The following is an 18,160-nucleotide window of genomic DNA, read 5'->3' on the forward strand; positions in this document are numbered from 1 at the left end:
GTTATATTTGCAAACTTTTAAAAATTTATGAGGTATTTACTGGTATTTTTTTTAGGTCTATTAAGTAGTCAAATCAGCAGTGCCCAAATCTATGAGTTTGGCATTTTTGCTGGTGGAAGTAATTTTGTGGGAGATGTAGGTTCAACAAGTTATATTTCGCCAAATCAATTGGCTTTAGGCGGCTTGGTAAAATGGAATCGCAGTCCTAGACATGCCTTTAGAGCATCAATAACATATACCAATTTAAAAGTAGAAGACAGCAAATCTGATGACCCAAGACGCATACAGCGTGGATATGGTTTTAAGAACGGATTATTAGAAGCGTCTTTAGGAATGGAATTTACTTTTTTTGACTGGAATTTGCATGATTTAACCTCAAAAGGCACACCTTATCTATATACTGGAGTTTCAGTTGCAAGGCATGAGAATTTTTATTTCGACAATAGTGGTACTCTCACACAAGAAAATACAGCGAGTTGGGCTTACGGCATTCCTATAGTTTTAGGGTATAAATATGTTATAAGTCCGCATTTGATATTAGGAGCCGAAGTTGGTGCTAGATATACGTTTTCAGATGAATTAGACGGTAGCGTACCAGATGCCAGCTTTAGAGAGCAATTTAGTTTTGGCAATACCAACAGTAACGATTGGTATGTGTTCTCTGGTTTTACACTGACTTATACTTTTGGCCGAAAACCCTGTTACTGCGATTTTTAGACATGAAATTAAAAGACCAAATAGACTCAACAAACTTACCGCACCATATTGCTATAATTATGGATGGCAATGGTCGTTGGGCAAAAAAACAAGGTCTTATGCGAGTACTTGGTCATGAAAGTGGCACAAAATCGGTTAGAGAAACTGTTGAAGCTTGTGCCGAGCTAGGTGTTAAACATTTAACACTTTACGCCTTTTCTACCGAAAATTGGAAACGACCAAAATTAGAGGTACAAACCCTAATGAAACTTCTAGTAAAATCGTTAAAAAAAGAAATTAAAACACTTCAAGATAACGGTATAAGACTAACAGCCATAGGAAGCTTAAAAGATTTGCCAGAAAAGGCGTTTAAAGAGCTTCAGTATGTTATTGAAGAAACAAAAAATAACGACAGAATGACGTTGACATTAGCACTTAGCTACGGCTCACGAGAAGAGTTAGTAAATGTTGTTAAAGAGTTAGCGTTTAAAGTTAAAAATAATATAATTTCAGCCGAAAGTATTGACGAATCAATTATTAATAAGCATCTTTACACGCAAGATTTACCAGACGTAGATTTACTAATTCGTACTAGTGGAGAACAACGAATTAGTAATTTTTTATTGTGGCAAATTGCCTATGCTGAATTATATTTTACAGACGTTTTGTGGCCAGATTTTAAGAAAGAACATCTTATTAAAGCCATACAAAACTATCAAAAAAGAGAACGAAGATTTGGAAAAACAAGCGAACAGCTTACTTAAAAGCATAAACTCAAAAGCATTGAAACACATTTACGTTTTATTTGTAATTCTATTAATATCATTCCCTCAAGATACATTTGGGCAAAATGGAGATAAATACACTATTAACGACATTGTCGTTACCGGTAATACGTCATTTAATGCAAGTACAATAATTACTTACTCACGTCTTAAAAAAGGGCAAGAAGTTTATATTGGTGGCGAAAAGATTGGAGAAGCCGTAACTAAACTTTGGAAATCAAATCTATTTAGTTCAATTGATATTTACTTTACTAACATTACTGAAGATAATAAAGTAGATGTAGAAATAAATCTTTCAGACTTGCCAGAATTAAATGAAGTCCGTATAGAAGGTGTCAAAAAAGGAAAGAAAGAAGAAATTATTGATGAAAATAATCTAAAGCCTAAAGTAAAGGTTACAGAAAATTTAGTCAACACTACAAAAAACTATCTTACAAACAAATACAAGAAAAAGGGATTTTTAAATACTAAAGTAAGTGTTCTTACTTCCGAAGTACAAAACGATTCTGTTGAAAAACAACGTGTCAATATGTTTGTAAATATTGATAAAGGCAATAAAGTAAAAATTAAATCTATTTCTTTTAATGGTAACGAAAAGCTTAAAGACAAAAAGCTTAGAAAGGCCATGAAAAACACTAAGCAAAAAAGCTTGAGTCCACTTCGTTTACTAAAGCGATCAAAATACGTTGAAGAAGATTATAAAGAAGATTTAGTAAGCTTAATAGACAAGTACAAAGAGAATGGATATCGAGATGCGCGCGTTATAAAAGATTCAATTATATACATTGATGACAAAACGATAAGCTTAGTTATCGATGTTGAGGAAGGTGAAAAATATACGTTCGGAAAAATAGATTTTGTTGGTAATACCGTTTATACAGATGAATTTTTATCTCAAATTTTGCGCATAGAAGAAGGAGACACCTACAACGGTGTCGAATTAAAAAAACGTATTGCTAATGATGAAAAACCAGATGGTTTAGACATTACTAACGTCTATCAAAATACAGGTTACATGTTTTCTACTATAAATCCTGTAGAGGTTAGTGCAGATGGTAATGTTATTGATTTAGAAATTAGAATTACTGAAGGTAAACCAGCATATTTTAATAGCGTTAGCGTAAAAGGAAACGACATTACGAACGACCATGTTATCTATAGAGAAATACGAACTCGCCCAGGCGAACTTTATAGTAGAGCAAACATTATTAGAACAATTAGAGAACTCGGTCAATTAGGTTTCTTTAATGCGCAGGCCATAGTACCAGATATTAAAAACCCTAATCCAGTTGATGGAACATTGGATATAGAATATACGGTCGAAGAGCAAGGTTCTAGCCAAATTGAACTACAAGGTGGTTACGGTGGTGGCGGTTTTATCGGTACTTTAGGTTTGTCTTTTAATAACTTCTCATTAAAAAATATCTTTAATGGCGAAGCTTACAAACCTGTTCCTCGTGGTGACGGACAGAGCTTAGCATTACGTTTGCAGGCAAGTCAATTTTTTCAAACTTATAGTTTTTCATTTAGCGAGCCTTGGTTAGGTGGCAAAAAACCTTTTCAACTTTCTACTTCTATTTCGCACTCAAGACAATTTTTATTTGACCCGCAAACAAGACGAGCAGACAGAAGTAGACGATTTAATATTACAGGTATTACTTTTGGACTTTCAACACGTTTAAAAGAACCAGACGATTATTTCTTACTATCGCAAGCGTTGAGTTTCCAACACTACGATTTACAAAACTATAATACAGGTTTATTTACCTTTGGTGACGGTTCATCTAACAACTTATCATATACAATTGGTTTAACCAGAAACAACACCTATAACGACCCAATATATCCTACAGGTGGTTCTAATTTTGCTGTTTCGGCTAAACTATCTTTGCCTTATTCATTATTTAATGGTGTAGATTATGGTGCCTTAAGAGAGGAACGTGAAAATCCTAATACTACCCAAGAGCGTATTGCAGAAATTGACCAAGAGCGTTTTAAATGGTTAGAATTTTATAAAGTAAAATTCAAAGCCGATTGGTATGCAGAAGTTGCTAAAAAATTGGTTTTACGTCCAAGTATTGAGTTTGGTTTCTTAGGAGCCTACAACAATGATAGAGGTGTAATTCCTTTTGAGCGTTTCTTTTTAGGTGGTGACGGTCTAGGAAACTTTGCATTAGATGGTAGAGAAGTAATACAGTTAAGAGGTTACCCTAACCAATCATTGTCTTCTCAAGATGGTGGTTCTATTTATAACAAGTTTTCATTAGAATTAAGATATCCTATAACGCTTGGTCAAGGTGCAAAAATTTATGCATTATCATTTGTTGAAGGTGGTTCTTCTGTAAATAGTTTTAGAGATTTTAATCCATTTAACTTACAGCGCTCTGCAGGTTTAGGAGTTAGAATATTTATGCCAGCCTTTGGTTTATTAGGTATAGATTTTGGTCACGGATTTGACCCGTTACCAGGCTTATCACAAAAAAATGGTTGGGAAACACACTTCATAATTGGTCAACAATTTTAAGTTTGGCACGATATTTTCTAATTGCATAATAACATTTCATAGTGGTGTTAAAATTTTTAAGAATATATTTCGTTTATTTGAAGTAATAGTACCAATTAATTATGGCAATTTTCAAAACATCGAAACTTAAAATATTAAAAAACAATCACATGAAATTTAAAGTTCTTTTCTTATTGGCAATAGCAGGTCTAATGAGTTTTGGCAGTCATGCGCAACGTGTCAATGGTGCACGTATAGGATATATTGATACTGAATATATTTTAGAAAACGTACCAGACTACCAAGCAGCATCTGCACAATTAGATACTAAACTCACAAAATGGAAATCTGAAATAGAAAAACAGCTTGCAGATATTGAAATCAAGAAAAAAGCTTTAGAAAACGAAAAAGTTCTGTTAACGAAAGAACTATACGAAGAGCGTCTAGAAGACATTTCTTTTGAAGAGGCGGAAGTTTTAGATTATCAACAAAAACGTTTTGGACCAGGTGGCGATATGATTATACAACGCACTCAATTAATGCAGCCTGTACAGGATCAAATTTGGGCTGCTGTTAAAGAGATTGCAGAAAACAAAAAATATGATTTTGTCTTTGATAAAAATGCAGATTTTTTAATGCTTTACTCTGCAGAGCGTTTTGATATAAGTGAACAAGTTTTACGTATCATCACAAGAGCTTCTACAAGAGAGCAAGCAAAAAATAAACGTGAACGTAGAGAGTTAGAAAAAGAAGAAGCAGTACCAGAAATCGATGATTCAAAAGATGCGCGTGCACAAGCATTAGAAGAAAGAAAAGCACAACGCGAAGCAGATTTAGAACAAAGAAGACTCGATCGCGAAAAAGCTTTAGAAGAAAGAAGACAAAAACAAATAGAAGCTCGAGAAGCAAAGAAAAAAGAAGCTGAAGCGAGACGACAAAAAGTATTAGAGGCTCGTAAAAAGAAAAATAATCCTAAGGAAGAGACCCAAAAAACAGCAGACTCTACAGCAAGTAAAACTGCAAAACTTGGAGAGAAAACCAAAGCTGGCGTCAAGACAGATTCGACAAAAACTAAAACAAGAGAAGAGCTTTTAGAAGAAAAGCGAAACAAAGCCGCAAAAGCAAGAGAAGAACGAAAAAAAGAATTAGAGGAGCGAAAGAAAAAAATACTAGAGCAACGCAAAAAAGCAAGAGAAGAACGTTTAGAGCAATTGCGCAAAAACGACTCTATTAGAAAAGCGAATGCCAAAAAGAAAGATGACAATTAAACAAAAAAAGAAAAACACGTAAACACTAAATTAAAAATGAGAAATTTTAAAACATTACTATTAGCTGTATTATTTTTGGGCGGAATTAGCATGGTACAAGCGCAATCTAAAGTTGCACATGTAGATACGCAAGAAATTGTAAAAACATACCCTGCTTACTTAAGCGCAGCTGCTGAAGCTGAAAAAGCTGGAGAAACTGCCGCAAAATCAACTGCAACTAAATCTAGAGCTCAGTACGATGATATGGTTAAGGCATTTGAGACTAAAGCACAGCAATATGCTAAGGAAGGAAATACGCAAACACAAGCTGTTAACGAAGCGCGTCAGAAAGAATTAGAGCAAATGAAGCAAGCTATTTATCAAGAAGAGCAGCGCATTCAGCAAAATATTCAACAAAGTGTACAAGAGGCACAAATTGCTAAAATTGCACCAGTACAAAAAAAGATAAAAGACGCTATAAATGCAGTAGCTAAAACTTTAGGATACGATTACATTCTTGAAAAAGGTACGCTTATCGTAGCTAACGGAAAAGACATTACTGCTGACGTGAAGAAGCAATTGGGTTATTAATTGATAACTCTATAAAATAATATCTAAAAGCCGCTTTTTTAAAAGCGGCTTTTTATTTTTGTAAGTATGAGTAAACACCCTATTGGCATATTTGATTCAGGAATTGGCGGCACATCTATTTTTAAAGAGATACGTGCCCTTTTGCCTAATGAAGAAATTATCTACCTAGCCGATAGTAAAAATGCACCATATGGTAATAAGTCTGAAGAAAACATTATTCAATTAAGTATTAAAAACACTGAATTACTTCTTAAAAAAAACTGCAAAATCATTGTTGTGGCTTGTAATACAGCAACTACCAATGCTATAGATTATCTTCGAAAAAATTATAAAATTCCATTTATTGGGATTGAGCCAGCCATTAAACCTGCATCGTTACTAAGTGCATCAAAAGCAATTGGTATTTTAGCAACAAAAGGTACTTTAAGCAGCGCTTTGTTTCACAAAACTTCAGACCTATATGCTAAAAATGTTACTGTAGTTGAACGTATTGGTGAAGGTTTGGTCCCTTTAATTGAAGCAGGAAAACAAAATTCTGATGAGATTAAAAAACTATTGATTGGCTATATTGAACCTATGTTGAAAGCTAATATCGACTATTTGGTTTTAGGTTGTACGCATTATCCATATCTCATTCCGCAATTAAAAGAAATTCTTCCTAGTCATGTGAAAATTATAGATTCAGGATTAGCGGTAGCCAAACAAACTGAAGCCGTTTTAAAGGCGAATGATTTATTAAATAAAGAAAAGACAAATGGCTTTGTTCAGTTTTACACTAATAGTGATGTAGACATACTAAAAACGTTTGTAGAAGATTCTTTTGAAGTAAATTATTTAGATTTTTAAAAAATGCTGAAACGATAGGAAATAGTATTACAATTATTCCTTAAACCAACTCGAATATTCCACATAGTTATCTGCAATTCTATTGATTTCGCCCGAAATTAATTCTTTACTAATATCCTTCACCTTTTTGGCAGGAATACCTGCATAAATACTACCAGATTCTACAATAGTATTTTTTGTAACCACAGCGCCAGCAGCAATAATGCTATTAGATTCTACAATACAATCGTCCATAACAATACTTCCCATACCAACAAGTACATTATCTTTAATAGTACAACCATGAACAATAGCATTATGCCCAATAGACACATTATTACCAATGGTTGTTGGTGATTTTTGAAACGTTGCGTGTATCACAGCTCCATCTTGAATATTTACCTTATCTCCTATTTTAATGAAATGTACATCACCACGAAGTACCGCATTAAACCAAACACTACATTGTTTTCCTATTGAAACTTCGCCGACAATAGTTGCATTCTCTGCGATATAACAATCATCTGAAATTTGTGGCGACTTTCCTCTTACTGACTTTATAATTGGCATTATTTCAGGTTTAATTTTATTTAAAATAAGCTAACAAATCTGATTTTTTTGAAGCTGAAACCATGATTTCTTTTCCATTACTCAATACAATACTTCCGCCTTTTCCTTTTAGATATTTTACAATTTCATCAACATTGACTAGGTAGCTTTTATGGACTCTAGCAAAGTTTGCCTCGGATAAAGCGTCTTCAGTATATTTTAATGTTTTACTAATGAGTCGTTTTTTATTGTCTTTTAAATAAATCTCGGTATAATTATCATCTGCTTTACAATACAAAATGTTTTTAGTTTCTAAAACCTCAAAACCATTTTGCTGCGGAATTGTAATTTTACCTTCAACGCTATTGGTCTTTGTTACTAATACTTGGTCTTGCAATGCATCTTCTTTTGCATATATTTCCGAGACATAATCGACTGCTTTTATTAATTCATCAATAGAAATTGGTTTCATTAAGTAATAAGATGCATGCGCATTTAGGGCATCCATAGCATAATGGTTATACGCCGTTACAAATATGGTCTGAAAATCGATATCGCCAACTTTCTCCAATAAATCAAAAGCATTTCCATAAGGCATTTCTACATCTAAAAACACAACATCTAAATCATTATTTCGGATTAAAACTAAAGCTTCGTTTACGTTTTCGGCTTCGCCAACCACATTGATTGTTGGGCAATATTTAGAGAGGTAATTTTTTAAAATATCTCGGCTTGTTTTTTCGTCTTCGACGATTATGGCATTTAGTTTCATCTGTTTATTTTTTATTTCATCTTTAATTGTCAGATGGAATTCGCCACTAATCATTTCTGTAAGAAATCGAAGTAATCATTATGGCTCATTTCATAATTAATCTTTCTTTAAAGTGACCTCAACTTTTGTCCCAACATCTTCGGCATTTTGATAATCGCTAATTGTTACATCAACTTTATCTTTGTACATATCGTTTAGGATTTTTATTCGTTTTTTAATATTACTTAAGCCTTTAGAATTGTGTTTCTTTTGATTGTCTGTTTTTAGAGATTTTGAACGTTCTCTACCAACACCATCATCAATAATAGCAATAGAAATTTCGTTTTCAGACTTCTTTTTAATTTCAATTTTTAAAATTCCTTTTTCAGATTTATACCGCAATCCATGCCAGACAGCATTTTCAATGTACGGTTGTAATAGCATTGGCGGAATTTCGTAGTCTTCAACATTTATAGATTCGTCTATTATAATGGAATAATCAAATTTATCCTTAAATCTAAAGTGTTCTAATTTTGTATATAATTCTAACAATTCGATTTCTTTTTGAAGCGGAATAAAATCTTCTTCGCTATTTTCTAGAACAGCACGCATTAGAAACGAAAAGTCGGATAAATATTTATTAGCTGTACGCTCATCATTTAATGCTATAAAGCTATTTACGGAGTTTAGAGCGTTGAAAATAAAATGTGGGTTCATTTGACTGCGCAATGATTTTAACGCCAGTAAATTGTTTGCTAAGCGTTGCTGCTTGATGTATTTGTACATAAAATATGCAGCGATTAAAAGCAATGCCAATCCGCCAATTAGTGAGTATATAATTATCTCCTGATTTTTTGTGCGTATCTCGGCTATTTCATAATTACGCTGATTTAGCTCACGGTCGTTTTCTAAACTTTTTACGCGCAGTCTACTTTCTTCTATACTTCTTGCCAATCTTGATGATTGCGTAATTTGTTGTTGTTTGCGAATGTAAAGCGAATCTACTGTAACCATAAATTCTTCAAAAGCAATTTTTGCTTTATCAAACTCTCCTAAGTTTTTATAGATGTCTACTTTGCGTCGTTGCGCATCTTTTTTTACCTCTAAATCTTCTCGTTTATCAGCTTCTTCAATACTTTCATCATAGTACAAAATGGCATCTTCAAATCTACCTTGTTTAGTTAAAGCATCGCCAATTTTATAATTTTGCTTTTGTGGTGTTATTGGGCTGCTGTTTTCAACCACAGAATCTTTTTCGATTTGTTTAACTTCTTCAACAACCTGTTTTCTTAATTGTATTTCTCCTTCGTAGTTTTTGTTTTCGCTATTAAATTCTGCGACCTTTACCTTTTCTTCGACACCTCTTTTTTTACTCTGTCGTTCTGCAAGATTTAAAGAATTATTAAATAACTTTTTAGCTTTTTGTACATCACCGCCAGCATTATATGCTTGTGCTAGTTTGGAATTTAAATCGGTTACTTTTGCTTGAATATTTGTAGTCTTGGCAACAGACAATCCATCTTCGTAATTTGTAATAGCACGTTTTTGATTTTTTAGCTTCAAATAAACATCTCCTAAAGTCTCGTAATATTCTATTTTCTGGTAATTATTGAGATTTGTTTCGGCGATATTTTGTAATGTATTTAAAGCATTTTGGTATTGTCCATCAGCTAAAAATGCTTTTGCTAATTTTAGTTTTGTAGCATTTGCATTAACATTTTGAAGTGCTATGCGGTAATTGGCAATGGCTAAATCGTATTGATTTAAATGCATGTATAAATCGGCTAACGTTAAATAAGCTTCAGCATTTTGAGATTGAGATGTACTTTTTTCTAACGCATCTGTAATAAATTGCACACTACGTTCTGCATCGGTCTTTAAATATGTGTCAGCAGAATCTATGAGTTGATTAAATTCAATTATATTTTGTTTGCGTAAATATTTTGAGGATGGCTGTGGCTTCTGCTGCTCTACTTCTATTAAGAGTCTGTCGTCACTTTTTATAGTATGATAAACAGTTTGAAACTCTTTATGACTTATCATTAATTGGTCGCCAATTTTTACATTGATTTTAAAATTGCCATCATATCCTGTTACGGTGTATTTGCCTCCATTGACTTGTATTGATGCTTTTGCAATTGGTTCATAGGTTTCTGCTTCTCTTACAGAACCGCGTACCGTAAAATATTCAGGTTGATTACTGTTGTTTTGACAGTTACCTTCAGTATTATTTGTTATTAAAAACAGTGATATAAATATGAATCTAAAAATGGTTTGCACAGAAATACGTCCTAATTTTTAATAAACTTACTGCCTTTATACGACTTTAAAAAATCAGAAATTAGATTTATAGATATCATTAAGTCTTAAAAAGGGCATTATACTCATTAAAATATACCATACACTCATTGAAACAGTAAACTAAAACAGTCTGGTTTTTTTATAAGAAAAGTTTAGCAGCTATAAAAAAAGCCTCAACTTTAAGTTGAGGCTTGTTGTATTAGTTAATTGCAGGGCAATTACATTCGTATTTTTCTCTTCGACAATTAAAGTTATATCCTAAAGTTAATTGATGAAAACCACCATTATTAAAATTAATTGTATTGGCTTGGTAAGAGTATGTATAAGCAAACACAAACTGTTTATAGTCAACACCGATAAAAGGTGTGATATATTGTAATTTTTGACTGCTTACAGAATTGCCTTCTAAAAATTGAGCACCATCCAAACTACGTCTGTAAGATAATCCGCCCCAAACTTTACCAAAATCCATTTCTCTATAAACCTTAAGATTTACATCAATTGAAGATTCTTCGGTGGCATCTCTGTACATATACATAATTGAAGGCTCGTAGCTCCAATCACTACCGTATTTTTGAAACACATTACCAATAGATAACAAATAGGTTCTTAAATTGTTAAATTCAAAACCTTGCTCATTAAAGTTAATGCCTTCGTTATTTAAAATATTTTTTGCCGTTGCATGTGCATAAAAGTCTAAAAAGTGATAAGACATACCTACATCAATATTAAAATTGGTAGCACTTTGCTCAATCCCAGCAATTAACTGATCAAAATCTCCTGGAGCTAAAAAGCTAGTTTCATCTAATTTATACTGAATAAAACCGGCACTCATACCAAAAGAAATCATATTTAAATCTACTTCATTCCGGGATAGTAATAAGTGATAAGCATAAGTTAAATACGCTCCGGTATTTGAGTGAAAACCATTTTCATCATTATAAACAATAGCACCAATTGCAGATGGTCCATCCCCTAGTCTACTATGCGCACTTAATGTTTGTAAACTTGGTGCATCATCTACACCAAACCACTGTTGTCTAGCGGTAAGACGTACTTTTGCACAATTTGCAACACCAGCCATTGAAGGATGAAGTAAATAATAATTATCGGTTAAGTAGTCTGAATATACAGGCATACCTTCCTGAGAGAATCCTAAGAAAGACATTATACCTGTTATGGCTATTATACAAATTTTTTGTAATCTCATAAGTTTATCGTTTCAGTGAAAAATGGGCTGTTTGTTGCATTGTCTCGCCTGTAAGCGGCTCAACATATTCAACCGTAAACCAATAATCATCACTTGGCATTAAATTTCCTTGGTAGGTTCCATCCCAACCAAAAGAAGTCGGACTCAATTGTTTTAACAATTTTCCGTATCGGTCAAATATATAAATTTTTGAATTAGGTTGTATGCCAATTCCTACTATGTTCCAAGTGTCGTTGTTTCCATCACCGTTTGGCGTAAAAAACCGTGGATAATCCATTACTAGTATTTGTGTAGAACCAACACCACAACCATTAATATCTCTAGCATAGACCGTATGAATTCCTGGAGTCACGTTTTCAAATGTTCCAAAGTCTTGATACGGACCTAAATCTAAGCTAAATTCAAAATCTCCAACATTTAAAGTTGTAGCTTCTACAGTATGATTAGCAGAAAATGCCTCTGAAACAACTTCAGCATCAACAATAGGTACTTCGCTCTCTAAAACAACAGTTTCTGCACTGTTTGTACATTGTGTTACTGTAGATGTAGTTGTATCTGTAACAATGACAGTATATGTTCCGCCTTGGGTTGGGACAAGACTAGGATTGGTCTCGGTTGGTAGAAGAACGTTGTCTAAAAACCATTCGAAATCGTAAATAGCATCCGATAAACCAGTATCTATGACCGGCGGCACCGGTACAACTTCAGAACCATTTGTACTAGTACAAAGAATATATAAATCTTCAAGACTAAATTCTGGTGAAGGATTAACAATTAAAGGTACTGGTTGTACCTCGAAACATAAATCTGGTGAAATATTATTACTCACTCTTACCCAAATAGTCTGTGGGTTTGTTAAGTTTTCGTATAAAAATGGTAATTCGTTTGCATTATCAATAGCATCAATTTCAGAAAAATGATAAGTTAAAGTATAATCATCTGGGTCTTGACCATCATGCACTTCGTCTTGTAATGTTCTTAAATCGAATTGTTCAGAACCATCATTAGATTCATCGTCACAAAGTTCAAAATCTAAAGGTTCTCCATCAGGATTTGCTTGCGCACCTTCAAATACTTCTATGAAAAATGAACCAGTACTGTTTGAACATGTTGTTATGTTATTTGTTATAGCAAAGAAAATTTCTTGTGGGTTCGCAGTATTTTCAAACATATCGGGCTGCGGATTATTCAAATTATCTGCATCTGCTTGAGAAATATGAAAAGTTACATCAAATTGCGTTGGATCTTGACCGTTTAAAATTTCGTCTCTTTTCTCGCCTAAATCAAAAGTAAATACAAAATCGGTTCCGTTTTCGCACTCTTCTAAAGGCGAAACAGGCACAACAGTTGGTAATGGATTCACCGTAATATCAAAATCTACGATAGCAAAACAACTCGTCAAGTTGTTTTGTACACGAACGTATATTGTTTCTGTTACATTTGTATTTATGTAGGCTGTTGGCGTTATAATTTCATTGGCCACAATATCGTTTAATGCATCATTATAGCTTAAAAAGTAACGTGCATCCAAGTTGGGTTCACCATCAAAGATAAAAGCTTCATTTTGGGTAAGGTCGAACTCTTCAGAATTATTACCTATTGTCACGTCATCACACTGTATAATATCAACAGATTCGGTATCTGTTCTTGGTATCGGGTTTATAGTTTCTAATTCAAAATTACCTAAACCTAAACATGAATTGTCAGTGTCGTTCTCAATTCTAAAATAAATTGTTTGATTAAATGGTGATGCCGAATTAATATGGTTTGCTGTGTCAGTTATAGCATTAGTCTCAGCTAATGCATCTGCTTCTGATTCGTAATAAGAAATTGTGATAATTTGGCCAGGAGGAAAAACAGCTTCAATTTGAGAAGTTGCATTACTAAAATCGAAAATAGTTATGCCATCTGTAATATTATCGTCAAGGCGAGTATCGTCACATTCTTGATATGGCGGAATAGCAAAACCTGCAGGAATTTGTGTCGTTGATACAAATAATTCTAACTCTGCAACTCTAAAACACGAATTTGCATTTTCTACGCGCACGAATAACAAATCTGGAGTTGCTGATGGATCTGTGTTTGGGTAACTTAACTCGTTTGTAATGGCATTAATACCAGCTTGAGCATCTGCCAAATCTGTGTAATACGTGAATGTTTCGGCCGCTGCATTAGTTGATATAAGTTCGTTAGATTCAGTTAGATTAAAGTTTGAAATACCGTCGGTATCATCATCGCACTGTAACAAATCAACGCTATTTGTGATTGTTGGAAGCTCATTAACTTGAAGTGTTACGCTTGAAACAGCATAACACTCAATAGCGCTATTGTTTTGTACTCTTGAAAAAATCACTTGCGAATTTGCCGTTGTATTGGTATACATATCTGGCAAAGGATTTTGTCCATTATCTGCATCTGCAAAATTAAGATGATAACTTACTGTGAACTGTGTTGGGTTTTGGGTACCTAAAATAATCGGGTTTCGTGATGGTAAATTAAATTCTACTTCGCCATTTGTGTCATCGCCATCGTCGTTGTTATCACATAGCTCATAAATGTCGTCTTCAGCAGATACGTTGCTAAATACATTAAGTGTAAAACTCGTTGTTAAAACACATTGCTCTGTTGCAATATCGTCTAAACGAATAAAAATAATTTCGCCATCAGTACCACTGTAGTTGTTGAGGTCGGCAATAATAGGATTTGCTCCAGATTCTGCTTCAGCTAAAGAATTATGATAAGTTATTGCAAATTGGGTATCGTCTTGAGAACCAAATACGATTGGCGTATTTTGTTCTAAATTAAATTCTGCAATACCTGTTGAATTACAACCTGCCAAGTCTTCTGGTGTCGCTACAATTTCTGGGCTTTCTCTAAACTCTACGATAATTTCATCTGTTGTAGAGCATCCAGGAGCAAATTCTACATTTACACTATATGTACCAGCTTCATCGATTACTAAAGTAGAACCAATTCCTGCTCCAGCAATTGGCATACCGTTAAAAAACCATGTATGTGTGGCGTCTGGCGCTTGTGTATCTAAGGTTACCGTTTCAATATCTCCACAAGGTGCTGTACCATTAGCCAAAGTAATGTCATCACCTAAATCGCCACCAAGATTGAAACTTCCTGCTTCAATAAAAATAGCAGTATCAAATATACTATCGGTACCAGCATCGGCAACAACCAATTTTATTTCATAAGTTGTGTTTGGTATAACTACAGCCGAAGCTGTTAACACTTCTGTGCGTCCGCCATAATTTGTATCACCAAGATTATATCCTGCAAAAGCATCTGGATTTTGAGGAGCTCCAGGACAACTGATGCCGTTGATATTCGTCACATTTACAGTCGTACCGTTTGCTAAAACAGCTAAATTTTGATAAGGGTCACCACTACCTGCTACTCTTAACAGAAAAGCAAAACTATCAGCAAAAGAACATTCGTCGTTCATATTGTACTCTTCAGAAGCCATGATGTATCTAAAACTAATATTGTCTGTAGTTGGTGTAAAATCGAATTGTATAAAAGTGGCATCTCTAGAATCAGTTATCCCTACAGCTGTTTCTAGGTCTAAGTCCTCACCGAAACCATTGTCAGTTCCTACAATAGGAGCAGATGCTGTATTTCCTCCTTGAAATGCAACACCGTTAGTTAAAACAATACCTTCGTCGAAAGGAAAATCAGTTCCTCCACGTGTAAAATAGCCGTAACTTTTATTTTGATTATCTAAAGGTGCTCCAGAAACTTGAGTAATAAAATTTCCAACTGCAGAACAACCACCTGTTACTAAAACTTCGTCTATTAAATCTGGCGGTGCTAAAAAAGATTCGGGAAAAGCAGAATTGTTAATTGTTACAAAAGGGTCTGCTACTACAACTCGGACAGTTTGTGTGTCTGAGCAACCTAGTGGATTATTGTCTGATGCTGTAAATGTAACATCAAATGTACCTGATGTGTTAAATTGGTGAGATGTCGTTAATGTCGTAGCTGTACCACCTGTACCAAAATTCCATAAATACGTTGCATTTGCATCAGTATCTGAATATGTGGCACTCGCTTCAAAATTTACCGTTTGTGACGCCAAGATATTTATTTGATTGGTTATCGGATTAACGGCAGGAGTTGTACTATCAATACTTGCTGTAATGGTTTGGCATGCTGTAGCGCATATAATATCTGCTTCCCAACCTGTTGTATTTCCAAAGCCATTTGTAGAATAGGTTATGGTTAAACAACCCGACGCATCTGTAGAGTTTACGCGTCCAGGACTCATTGTACCAGAAAAATTACCAATAACTGGCGATGCTGTACTATCACCGTCATAGATAGTCATTATATCTTCACCCACTTGAGTATTAAATCTTACAAAATCTAGGATTATGACTTCTCCAGGATTTGTAGGACATAAGGTGATTTCAAAATTTTCATTAGAATTATAATTACCAAATTCTCCACCAGAATCAAAAAATCGGTCAGGCGCACAACGGTTAAAAATACCGTTCTGCATGTTTATATTTTGAGCAAATAAAGGACTTTGTGCAAAAAGAAAAACTACAAAAAAAAGTAGTTTATAAAAACGATTTGGGTAACTGTATTTCATCTAATTTGCCCGACTTTTTAAATGGGTTCGAAATTTAAGAATTTTAAACAACTATATAAGTTAAAATTGGCATTAAACTTTGGTTAAATAGATAACGTAAAGATTTTGGTTTTCATATTTTTGCAAAAAAAAGAATGACTTCTACAGATATTACTATACAGCCTACAGCCAACGATGCTATTGTTAAATTCGAAGCCAGTCGTTTTATAACTCAACATAATAGTTACGAATTTAATAATATCGATGAAGCAAAAAACTCTCCTTTAGCTCAACAATTGTTTTATTTACCATTTGTTAAAAAGGTTTACATCGCTTCTAATTTTGTAGCTATAGAACGCTACAGTATTGTAGAATGGCAAGACGTACAAGATGAAGTGGCTGAGCAGATTAAAGCATATTTAAATTCGGATGCACCTGTTGTAAAAGAAGAAACTACAAAACCAAAAAATGCTGTGACAGTCTATGCAGAAAGCACACCAAACCCAAGTGTTTTAAAATTTGTTTGCAATAAAGCTTTAGTTGGGCAGATTTGCGAGTTTTCTTCAATAGATGATGCTAAAGATGCACCGTTGGCTATGGAATTGTTTCAGTTTCCGTTTGTAAAAAGTGTTTTTATGGACAAAAATTATGTGTCCATTACAAAGTATGATGTTGCAGAATGGGAAGAAATTACAACACCATTGCGTGAATTTATTAAATCTTACGTAGAAAATGGAAAACCAGTTTTAGCAAAACCGATTTCTCAACAAAAAGAAGTTAAAGAGCAAAAAACAGAACAGCAATTTGAAAAACTCGATGATACCTCTAAGAATATTGTAAATATATTGGAAGAATATGTTAAACCTGCCGTGGCTAGTGACGGAGGAAATATTGAGTTTATCTCATATGATGATACTTCAAAAAAAGTAGAAGTTTTACTTCAAGGTGCTTGCAGTGGTTGCCCATCGTCAACATTTACTTTAAAAAACGGAATAGAAAGTATGCTAAAAGAAATGCTTAACGACCAAAATATAACAGTTAATGCCATAAATGGTTAGTAGTAATTTCTTATATTTAAAGAAATTGAATTAATTTAAAATAAAAAAATATGGCAGTATTAAAAGTTATAGAAGTATTATCAAACTCAAACACAAGTTGGGAAGATGCAACAAAAAAAGCAGTAATGGAAGCATCAAAAACAGTTAAAAACATTAAATCTGTTTACATAAAAGACCAAAGCGCAATAGTTAAAGATGGTGAAGTAACCGAATTTAGAGTTAATTTAAAATTAACTTTTGAAGTGAAGTAAATCTCTGTAACTTGGCACTATTATTGTTATTTAATTGTTAAATATTACTAGGAATTTATTATTTCAATCTATTATTTGTTGATTTGAATATTGACTTAGAAACTAATCTTTTTAAAAAAAATAACAACTATGAAAAAAACAATTTTAACAAGCGTGTTTACAATAGTGATAGCTTTAACATCTTTTGCACAAGGTGTGTATACAATAGATACAAGTTCTGAAAGATTATATATGTCTTCTGACGCAAGTAAAGCAATCGATGCATATGGAACGCCTTACGTTGATGAAAATTTCTTACCTGTTAGAATATCTGGATACGATAACCAATTATTCACTGGAAGGTACAATGCAAACAACGGTGAAATGGAAATTAATTTAGGAACTAAAGTTATTGCCTTAGATGTTTCCAAAGGATATGAAGTTATGTTTACACAAAACAATAAAATTTATAGAACTTATAATTTTTCAACGCCAAGTGGAATTGCCAAAAGAGGATTTTTAAATGTAGTGAGTTCAAGCGATTCTTATGAGCTTTTAAAGCAAGAGATTGTTAAATATTATGAAAAACAACCTGCTGCAACCAGTTATCAACAAGATAAGCCAGCAAAATTTGTTGAAGAGGATCCAAATTACTATCTAAAAAAAGGAAATGTAATTAAAGTGTTTCCTACTAAGAAAAAAGACTTATTGAAAGCATATCCAAAAGATGCTAAAAAAATAAAAGGTTTTATGAAAGAGAATAAAATCTCACTTAAAGATGAAGCTGATTTAATAAAATTATCAGGATTCTTAGCTACATTATAAAAGTAGA

General features: G+C 33.4%; 14 protein-coding genes. 9 read left to right on the plus strand and 5 right to left on the minus strand.

The genetic code is table 11. The annotated features are described in order from the left end of the window. The first annotated feature begins 27 nt into the window (after positions 1–27). The 6 genes from porG to murI all read left to right on the plus strand — a co-directional run bounded on the left by porG (position 28) and on the right by murI (position 6,668). On the plus strand, positions 28–717 hold the full coding sequence (gene porG, locus ACFQ1Q_RS03455) for a type IX secretion system protein PorG (protein WP_386128009.1): 690 nt from the start codon (positions 28–30) through the stop codon (positions 715–717). A 2-nt stretch (positions 718–719) separates the two neighbouring features. Further along, positions 720–1,460, plus strand: coding sequence for an isoprenyl transferase (locus tag ACFQ1Q_RS03460; RefSeq protein ID WP_386128011.1), 741 nt, complete (start codon positions 720–722; stop codon positions 1,458–1,460). Further along, complete coding sequence (locus ACFQ1Q_RS03465; protein WP_386128013.1) at positions 1,432–4,005, plus strand: BamA/OMP85 family outer membrane protein; 2,574 nt, start codon at positions 1,432–1,434, stop codon at positions 4,003–4,005. The genes ACFQ1Q_RS03460 and ACFQ1Q_RS03465 overlap by 29 nt, the downstream gene beginning before the upstream one ends. A 149-nt stretch (positions 4,006–4,154) precedes the next feature. Beyond that, positions 4,155–5,252 (plus strand): OmpH family outer membrane protein, encoded by a 1,098-nt coding sequence (locus ACFQ1Q_RS03470; RefSeq protein WP_386128015.1) that lies wholly within the window; start codon positions 4,155–4,157, stop codon positions 5,250–5,252. A 36-nt stretch (positions 5,253–5,288) separates the two neighbouring features. After that, positions 5,289–5,822, plus strand: a complete 534-nt coding sequence (locus ACFQ1Q_RS03475; protein WP_386128017.1) for an OmpH family outer membrane protein — start codon at positions 5,289–5,291, stop codon at positions 5,820–5,822. Positions 5,823–5,888: 66 nt separating this feature from the next. After that, the gene (gene murI, locus ACFQ1Q_RS03480; RefSeq protein ID WP_386128019.1) at positions 5,889–6,668 is read left to right on the plus strand and encodes a glutamate racemase; all 780 of its coding nucleotides are present in this window, start codon (positions 5,889–5,891) and stop codon (positions 6,666–6,668) included. Positions 6,669–6,701: 33 nt separating this feature from the next. On the opposite strand, the gene ACFQ1Q_RS03485 is transcribed toward murI, so the two are convergent. The 5 genes from ACFQ1Q_RS03485 to ACFQ1Q_RS03505 form a co-directional block, all read right to left on the minus strand. Next, a complete protein-coding gene (locus ACFQ1Q_RS03485; protein WP_386128021.1) occupies positions 6,702–7,217 on the minus strand; it encodes a gamma carbonic anhydrase family protein in 516 nt (171 codons plus the stop codon). A 16-nt stretch (positions 7,218–7,233) separates the two neighbouring features. After that, the gene (locus ACFQ1Q_RS03490) at positions 7,234–7,968 is read right to left on the minus strand and encodes a LytR/AlgR family response regulator transcription factor (RefSeq protein ID WP_386128023.1); all 735 of its coding nucleotides are present in this window, start codon (positions 7,966–7,968) and stop codon (positions 7,234–7,236) included. A 96-nt stretch (positions 7,969–8,064) separates the two neighbouring features. Next, positions 8,065–10,227, minus strand: coding sequence for a histidine kinase (locus ACFQ1Q_RS03495; protein ID WP_386128025.1), 2,163 nt, complete (start codon positions 10,225–10,227; stop codon positions 8,065–8,067). Positions 10,228–10,447: 220 nt separating this feature from the next. Next, complete coding sequence (locus ACFQ1Q_RS03500) at positions 10,448–11,458, minus strand: PorP/SprF family type IX secretion system membrane protein (protein ID WP_386128027.1); 1,011 nt, start codon at positions 11,456–11,458, stop codon at positions 10,448–10,450. A 4-nt stretch (positions 11,459–11,462) separates the two neighbouring features. Then, positions 11,463–16,061 carry a choice-of-anchor L domain-containing protein gene (locus tag ACFQ1Q_RS03505; protein ID WP_386128029.1) on the minus strand — a complete coding sequence of 1,533 codons (4,599 nt, stop codon included), beginning with the start codon at positions 16,059–16,061 and terminating at the stop codon, positions 11,463–11,465. Positions 16,062–16,195: 134 nt separating this feature from the next. Between ACFQ1Q_RS03505 and ACFQ1Q_RS03510 the strand changes: the two genes are divergently transcribed. The 3 genes from ACFQ1Q_RS03510 to ACFQ1Q_RS03520 all read left to right on the plus strand — a co-directional run bounded on the left by ACFQ1Q_RS03510 (position 16,196) and on the right by ACFQ1Q_RS03520 (position 18,153). Beyond that, positions 16,196–17,098, plus strand: coding sequence for a NifU family protein (locus ACFQ1Q_RS03510; protein ID WP_386128031.1), 903 nt, complete (start codon positions 16,196–16,198; stop codon positions 17,096–17,098). 50 nt (positions 17,099–17,148) lie between these two features. Then, positions 17,149–17,349 carry a dodecin family protein gene (locus ACFQ1Q_RS03515; protein WP_386128033.1) on the plus strand — a complete coding sequence of 67 codons (201 nt, stop codon included), beginning with the start codon at positions 17,149–17,151 and terminating at the stop codon, positions 17,347–17,349. Between the two features lie 129 nt (positions 17,350–17,478). Further along, positions 17,479–18,153 carry a hypothetical protein gene (locus ACFQ1Q_RS03520; protein ID WP_386128035.1) on the plus strand — a complete coding sequence of 225 codons (675 nt, stop codon included), beginning with the start codon at positions 17,479–17,481 and terminating at the stop codon, positions 18,151–18,153. The last annotated feature ends 7 nt before the right edge of the window (positions 18,154–18,160 follow it).

Source organism: Winogradskyella litorisediminis (genome assembly GCF_042675765.1).
Classification (GTDB): domain Bacteria; phylum Bacteroidota; class Bacteroidia; order Flavobacteriales; family Flavobacteriaceae; genus Winogradskyella; species Winogradskyella litorisediminis.

Coding starts and splice junctions, on each gene's coding strand:
- murI (WP_386128019.1), top strand. CDS start 5,889: ATGAGTAAACACCCTATTGGCATATTTGATTCAGGAATTGGCGGCACA.
- ACFQ1Q_RS03460 (WP_386128011.1), top strand. CDS start 720: ATGAAATTAAAAGACCAAATAGACTCAACAAACTTACCGCACCATATT.
- ACFQ1Q_RS03485 (WP_386128021.1), bottom strand. CDS start 7,217: ATGCCAATTATAAAGTCAGTAAGAGGAAAGTCGCCACAAATTTCAGAT.
- ACFQ1Q_RS03515 (WP_386128033.1), top strand. CDS start 17,149: ATGGCAGTATTAAAAGTTATAGAAGTATTATCAAACTCAAACACAAGT.
- porG (WP_386128009.1), top strand. CDS start 28: ATGAGGTATTTACTGGTATTTTTTTTAGGTCTATTAAGTAGTCAAATC.
- ACFQ1Q_RS03490 (WP_386128023.1), bottom strand. CDS start 7,968: ATGAAACTAAATGCCATAATCGTCGAAGACGAAAAAACAAGCCGAGAT.
- ACFQ1Q_RS03520 (WP_386128035.1), top strand. CDS start 17,479: ATGAAAAAAACAATTTTAACAAGCGTGTTTACAATAGTGATAGCTTTA.
- ACFQ1Q_RS03500 (WP_386128027.1), bottom strand. CDS start 11,458: ATGAGATTACAAAAAATTTGTATAATAGCCATAACAGGTATAATGTCT.
- ACFQ1Q_RS03510 (WP_386128031.1), top strand. CDS start 16,196: ATGACTTCTACAGATATTACTATACAGCCTACAGCCAACGATGCTATT.
- ACFQ1Q_RS03470 (WP_386128015.1), top strand. CDS start 4,155: ATGAAATTTAAAGTTCTTTTCTTATTGGCAATAGCAGGTCTAATGAGT.
- ACFQ1Q_RS03505 (WP_386128029.1), bottom strand. CDS start 16,061: ATGAAATACAGTTACCCAAATCGTTTTTATAAACTACTTTTTTTTGTA.
- ACFQ1Q_RS03475 (WP_386128017.1), top strand. CDS start 5,289: ATGAGAAATTTTAAAACATTACTATTAGCTGTATTATTTTTGGGCGGA.